The sequence below is a fragment of the Acidovorax sp. CCYZU-2555 genome (assembly GCF_018413525.1).
Taxonomy (GTDB): Bacteria; Pseudomonadota; Gammaproteobacteria; order Burkholderiales; family Burkholderiaceae_C; genus Comamonas.
In genome coordinates, this window is record NZ_JAHCDD010000140.1 from 1 (window position 1) to 5949 (window position 5949).

Genomic DNA, 5949 nt, shown 5'->3' on the forward strand with positions numbered 1-5949 from the left:
CCCATGCACGCCCCACCCGCTCTCGCTCCCGCGCTGCCCGCCGGCGAAGCCGGCCAGCACTTCTATCTGCCCAGCCGCACGCACGCGCCCGCGCCGCCAGTGGCTGCGCCCGCGCCCGGCTGGCAGCACCAGCAACGCCGCGCCTATGGCTGGGGCCTGTATCCGGCGCTGATCGTGCTCGCGCTGATCACGCTGGCGCCGCTGCTCACGCTGATGGTGGTGAGCCTCACGCCGCTGAGCCTGACCGACCCCACGGGCACATTCCACTTTCGCGACCCGCTGGGCAATTACCGGCAACTGCTGCAGGACCCGCGCTTTGGGCATTCGCTGTGGGTGCAGTTCCAGCTGTCGAGCGTGGGCGTGACGCTGCAGCTGTTGATGGGACTGGGCATAGCGCTGCTGCTGCACGGCCGCTCGCCCGTGCTGGGCGCGGTGCGCAGCCTGTTCCTGATTCCCATGGTGCTGCCGCCCATCGTCGTGGCGCTGATCTGGAAGATCATCTACACACCAGACATCAGCCCGCTGCACCAGGCGCTCGAAGCGCTGGGCTGGCCGCTGCGCTCGCTGATCGCCAACCCCGATACGGCGCTGTGGGCCGTGGTCGCGGCAGACACCTGGCAGTGGTTTCCGTTCACCATGCTGATGGTGCTCGCCGCGCTGCAGATGATTCCCGATGACCCGCTCGAAGCCGCGCGCATGGACGGCGCCAACCGCTGGCAGCTGTTCCGCTTCATCGTCTTTCCGCATATCCGCGCGGTGCTGCTGGTCTGCGCGCTGTTCCGGCTGATCGACAGTTTCAAGGCCTTTCCGCTGCTCTACGTACTGACCAATGGCGGCCCGGGCACGGTCACCGAAGTCACGAATTTCTATGGATTCATCCAGGCCTTCAACTTCTCCTTCTGGGGCTATGGCAACGCGATCGCGCTGGTCAGCCGCCTGGGCCGTGACGGAGGCGACGATGCACGCTGAAGCCGCGCTCTACGAGCCGCCCTTCCCCTCGGACAAGCCGCGCACGCCCGGCTGGCTGCGCCGCCATGGCCGCGAGATCGCGGCGCTGGCTCTGCTGGCCGTGCTGCTGTTTCCGTTCCTCTGGATGGTGCAGCTCGCGCTGCGTCCCGCCGACATGGCGTTCGAGCCCGGGCTGCTGTTCGTGCCCACGCTGGACGCGTTCCGCGCGCTGTGGCAAGACCAGTTCGCGCGCTCGTTCAGCAACAGTCTGCTGACCAGCACGCTGTCGACCGCGCTAGCGCTCGCCATCGGCGTGCCCGCGGCCTATGCGCTCACGCGCTGGCGCTTTCGCGCGCGCCGCCATGTGGCGCTGTGGATTCTGTGCACGCGCATGGCACCGCCGATCGCGTTCACCATTCCGTTCTTTCTGGCGCTGCGCTGGACCGGCCTGCTCGACACGGTCTGGGGGCTCACGCTGATCTATCTGACGTTCAATCTCGCCATCGTGATCTGGCTGATGCAGAGCTTCTTCGCCGCGATTCCCGCGGCGCTCGAAGAAGCCGCATGGATGGACGGCTGCGGCGTCTGGTCGGCTTTCTGGCATGTGACGCTGCCCCTCACGCGGCCCGGCCTGGTCTCGACGGCCGTGCTGTGCTTCATCTTCTCATGGAGCGATTTCTTCTTCGCGCTGATTCTCACGCGCACCCAGGCCGTCACCGCGCCCGTGGCCATCGTCAACTTCCTGCAGTACGACGGCTGGGAATGGACCAAGATCGCGGCCGCGGGAACGCTGGTGATGCTGCCGGTCGTGGCCTTCACGCTGCTGGTGCGCAAATACCTCGTGCGCGGCCTCACGGCTGGCGGCGTCAAGGACTGATTCCATGGCTTCCATTTCACTGCGCAATCTGCGCAAACACTACGCGGGCCAGGCCGTGCTGCACGACTTGTCGCTGGACATCAAGGACGGCGAATTTGTCGCCCTGGTCGGCCCTTCGGGCTGCGGCAAGTCGACGCTGCTGCGCATGGTCGCGGGGCTGGAAGCCGTCGACGAAGGCGAAATCCTGCTGGGCACGCAGCGCCTCAACGACGTCGCGCCGCGCGAGCGCAACATCGCCATGGTGTTCCAGAACTACGCGCTGTACCCGCACATGAGCGTCGCCGAGAACCTGGGCTTCGCGCTGCGGCTGCAGGGCGTGCGGCCGGCGCTGCGCAAGCAGCGCGTCGACGATGTGGCCGCCATTCTCAACCTGCAAGGCCTGCTCGATCGCCGCCCGGCCCAGCTTTCGGGCGGGCAGCGCCAGCGCGTGGCCATGGGCCGGGCCATCATCCGCGAGCCCCAGGCCTTTCTGTTCGACGAACCGCTGTCGAACCTCGACGCCAAGCTGCGCGTGCAGATGCGCACCGAGATCAAGGCGCTGCACCAGCGGCTGGGAACGACCACGCTCTATGTGACGCACGACCAGATCGAGGCCATGACCATGGCAGACCGCATCGTGGTGCTCAAGGACGGCCGCATCGAACAGGTGGGCACGCCGCTGGAACTCTACGACCGGCCGCGCAATGCCTTCGTCGCGGGCTTCATAGGCTCGCCCGCGATGAACCTGGTCGCCGGGCGTGCGCAGGACGGCGGGCGCGTGCTGACCGACGACGGCCTGCTGCTGCCCATGCCCAAGGGCCTCACGCTCGCGCCGGGCCGCGCGGTCTGGCTGGGCGTGCGCCCCGAACACCTCGAAGTCACCTCGACCGAACAGGGACTGCGCGCCGAAGTCCAGGTGCTCGAACCCACGGGCGCCGAAACGCAGATCGCCGCGCGCCTGGGCGGCCAGAACGTGATCGCGGTGTCGCGCGAACGCATCGATCTGCGGCCGGGCAGCACGCTGGGGCTGCGGCCCAACGCCGCGCAATTGCACGTGTTCGATCGCTCGTCAGGCACGCGCTTGAACTGAAGCCGGCGGCCATCCGCCCAAGGGTTCTTCTGCATCGCCAGCGCCCACACCGCGCTCCACAATCGCTGGCATGCACCTTTCCCGCTATGCACTGCCCTGGTCCGGACCGGCCCTGGGCATCTTCTGCGCGCTGCTGTTTGCCTGGCGGGTGCTGGCGGCCGACACCGGCCATCCGCCGCTGGCCGAATTCACCGTGGCCTGGGCCACGGTGCTCGTCAGCCTGTTCACGGGCGTGGCCGCGCTGCGCAGCCGCATGTCGCCGGCCCTGGCGTGCATGCTGCAGGCCGGCGCGCTGGCCACGGCCAGCAGCGCGCTGGGCCTGCAGCCCTGGCACCTGGTCTTCAAGCCGCTGGCCATGCTGTGCGCCATCGTCGCCGTGGCGCTGCATATGCACGGCAACGCGACCATGCGTGGCGCCCGCCTGCTGCTCGCGGCGCTGGCCGCGTCGCTGGCCGGCGATGTGTTCCTGATGCTCGGCGGCCTGTTCATTCCCGGCCTCGCCGCGTTCCTGCTCGCCCACCTGTTCTACATCGCGCTGTTCAAGCAGGGCCGGCGCTGGTTCGCGCAGCGCAGCGCACTGGCGCTGGTACTGCTGATCGCCGTCGCCATGTACACGTTTCTCTGGCGGGGCGGCCTGCCCGCGGGCCTGCGGCTGCCGGTCGCGGCCTATGTGCTGGTGATCGCGCTGATGGCCGCCCAGGCCTGGGGCCGCTGGCATGAAACGCCGCAAGCCGACAGACCCGCGGCGCTGCTGGTGGCGCTGGGTTCCTGCAGCTTCATGCTCAGCGATTCGCTGCTCGCAATCAACCGCTTCGTGCAGCCGCTGCCGGCGGCGCAACTGGGCGTTCTTTCGAGCTATTACCTCGCCCAGGCGTTGATCGTCACCGGAGTGCTGTGCGCCATGCGCCCCGCGCCGCGTTAGCCCGGCGGCGGCCCGTCGTTCGCAATCCGGCCATCGACGAGTTCGACCACGCGGTCGCAACGCGCGGCCAGGCGCGGATCGTGGGTCACGAGCACGAAGGCCGTGCCGCGCTCGGCATGAATGGCGCGCAGCAGCTCGAACACCGCCTGCGATGACGCGGTATCGAGGTTGCCCGTGGGTTCGTCGGCCAGCACCAGGGCCGGGCCATGCACCAGCGCGCGCGCGATCGCCACGCGCTGCTGCATTCCGCCCGACAGTTCACCGGGGCGCTTGTGCAGCGCATCGGCCAGGCCCACGGCGGCCAGCAGTTCCTCGGCGCGCGCGCGTTCGCCGGCCGTCACCCGGCCCGTCGCCATCAGCGCGGGCAGCGTGACGTTTTCCAGCGCCGTGAAAGCGGGCAGCAGATGGTGGAACTGGAACACAAAGCCCAGCGCCTCGCGCCGCCGGCGCGTGAGCGCGGCGTCGCCCAGGCCCGCCATCTCCGCGCCCTGCAGTTGGTAGCTGCCGTCGGTCGCGGGCTCGAGCAGGCCCAGGATGTTGAGCAGCGTGCTCTTGCCCGAACCCGAGGGGCCGATCAGCGCGACGAACTCGCCCGCGCCAATGCGCAGATCAATGCCATGCAGCACTTCGGCCGCGTTGGGCTGGCCCAGGTTGTAGCTTTTGCGCAGGCCGGACAGCTGCAGCAGAGGAGTGTTCGCCATGGTGCTGTCTCAGATGCGTATGGCCTGCGCCGGGTCCATCGCCGCCGCGCGCCGCGCGGGCGCGACGGCCGCGAGCACGCCGCACACGGTCGCCAGCAGCGACACCTGCAGCATGGTGGGCAGCGACAGCGTGATCGCGAACAGCGGGCCGCCGTCGGGCCCGCGCACGAACTGGGTGAAGGCCCAGATCAGCAGACCCGCGAGCAACAGGCCCAGCACCGATCCGCCCGCGCCGACCATTGCGCCCTGCAGCAGGAACACGCGCGCGATCTGGCCGCGCGTCGCGCCCATGGCGCGCAGGATGCCGATCTCGCGGCGCTTTTGCACCACCGACACCACCAGCACGCTCGCAATGCCCAGCACCACCACGGCCAGCACCACGGCGCGAATCACGGCCGTGGAAATCGACTGCGCGGCCAGCGCCGACAGCAGCTGGGCATTGTTGTCCTGCCAGCTTTCGACGCGATAAGGATAGGTTGCGCGCATCTGTCGCGCCATGTCCTGCGCCTGCCAGACATCGGCGAGCTGCAGTTCCAGCACGGTCGCGCCGCCGGGCAGGCCCAGCAGGCTTTGCGCGCTGCGCAGCGGCACCAGCACGCTGCGCCGGTTCAGGTCCTTGACGCCCAGATCGAGCAGCGCGCTCACGCGCACCGACTCGGTGGCGCTGCCGGTGTCTATGGTGAAGCGGTCGCCGGCGCGCAGGCCCAGATCGGCCGCGAGTTCGACGCCGACCATGGCCTCGCCGGGCGCGAGCTGCAGCCGGCCGCTGGCGATCTTGTTGTCGAGATCGATGATGCGCCGGTAGCGTTCAAGGTCCACGCCCATCAGCGCGATCGCCTGCGTGGCCTCGCCGCGCAGCGCCAGCCCCGCGCCCGAGACCATGGGCGAGACCGCGGTCACGCCGGGCCAGGCCTGCAGCTGCGGCAGCAGCAGCTGCCAGTTGGCGACCGAGCGCAGACGCTGGGCGCGCGGCTGGACTTCGGTGATTTCGGCGCCGGCCTGCGGCGGCAGCGCCGGCAGCACGCGGTCGTCGGGCGCGCGCAGCGTCAGATGCGCCTGCGTGCCCAGCGTCTTGGCGACGGTATTGGCCTGCAGGCCCGCGATCAGCGCGCTGATGTAGGTGACCACGGCCACGCCCGCGGCGACGCCGGCGATGATCAGCAGCGTCTGCATGCGCCCTTCGCGCAGAAAGCACAGCGCGACGCGGCGCTCGAAGCCCAGCCAGGCCATCATCGACGCGGTGACACGAGCGCGCGCACGCGCTGGCCGTCGGTCACGGGAGCGGTCAGCACGCGTTCGCCGGCTTCCAGCCCCGACAGCACTTCGACGGCCGCGAGCGAGCGCAGGCCCAGCCTGACGCTGCGCGCCCTGGCCTTGCCGCCTTCGACGACCATGACCTGGGCGCTCGCGGCGCTGGCCGCGGGGTCGGCCG

General features: G+C 69.7%; 7 protein-coding genes. 4 read left to right on the forward strand and 3 right to left on the reverse strand.

The genetic code is table 11. From position 1 onward, the window contains the following. Positions 1 to 3 precede the first annotated feature (3 nt). The 4 genes from KHY18_RS26625 to KHY18_RS26640 all read left to right on the forward strand — a co-directional run bounded on the left by KHY18_RS26625 (position 4) and on the right by KHY18_RS26640 (position 3816). Positions 4 to 969, forward strand: coding sequence for a carbohydrate ABC transporter permease (locus KHY18_RS26625; protein ID WP_213307399.1), 966 nt, complete (start codon positions 4 to 6; stop codon positions 967 to 969). Then, a complete protein-coding gene (locus KHY18_RS26630; RefSeq protein WP_213307389.1) occupies positions 959 to 1825 on the forward strand; it encodes a carbohydrate ABC transporter permease in 867 nt (288 codons plus the stop codon). Before KHY18_RS26625 ends, KHY18_RS26630 begins: the two co-directional genes overlap by 11 nt. A 4-nt stretch (positions 1826 to 1829) precedes the next feature. Further along, positions 1830 to 2894: an ABC transporter ATP-binding protein gene (locus KHY18_RS26635; protein ID WP_213307392.1), complete on the forward strand. Its 1065-nt coding sequence runs from the start codon at positions 1830 to 1832 to the stop codon at positions 2892 to 2894. Positions 2895 to 2964: 70 nt separating this feature from the next. Further along, entirely contained in the window at positions 2965 to 3816 is an 852-nt protein-coding gene (locus KHY18_RS26640) for a lysoplasmalogenase (RefSeq protein WP_213307395.1), read from the forward strand. On the opposite strand, the gene KHY18_RS26645 is transcribed toward KHY18_RS26640, so the two are convergent. The 3 genes from KHY18_RS26645 to KHY18_RS26655 form a co-directional block, all read right to left on the reverse strand. Beyond that, entirely contained in the window at positions 3813 to 4517 is a 705-nt protein-coding gene (locus KHY18_RS26645) for an ABC transporter ATP-binding protein (RefSeq protein ID WP_283771376.1), read from the reverse strand. The genes KHY18_RS26640 and KHY18_RS26645 overlap by 4 nt on opposite strands. A 9-nt stretch (positions 4518 to 4526) precedes the next feature. After that, positions 4527 to 5750 (reverse strand): ABC transporter permease, encoded by a 1224-nt coding sequence (locus KHY18_RS26650; protein ID WP_213307397.1) that lies wholly within the window; start codon positions 5748 to 5750, stop codon positions 4527 to 4529. Next, positions 5747 to 5949: permuted SH3 domain-containing protein (locus KHY18_RS26655; RefSeq protein WP_502769429.1), on the reverse strand; the 203-nt coding region annotated here is incomplete at its 5' end. The genes KHY18_RS26655 and KHY18_RS26650, both read right to left, overlap by 4 nt.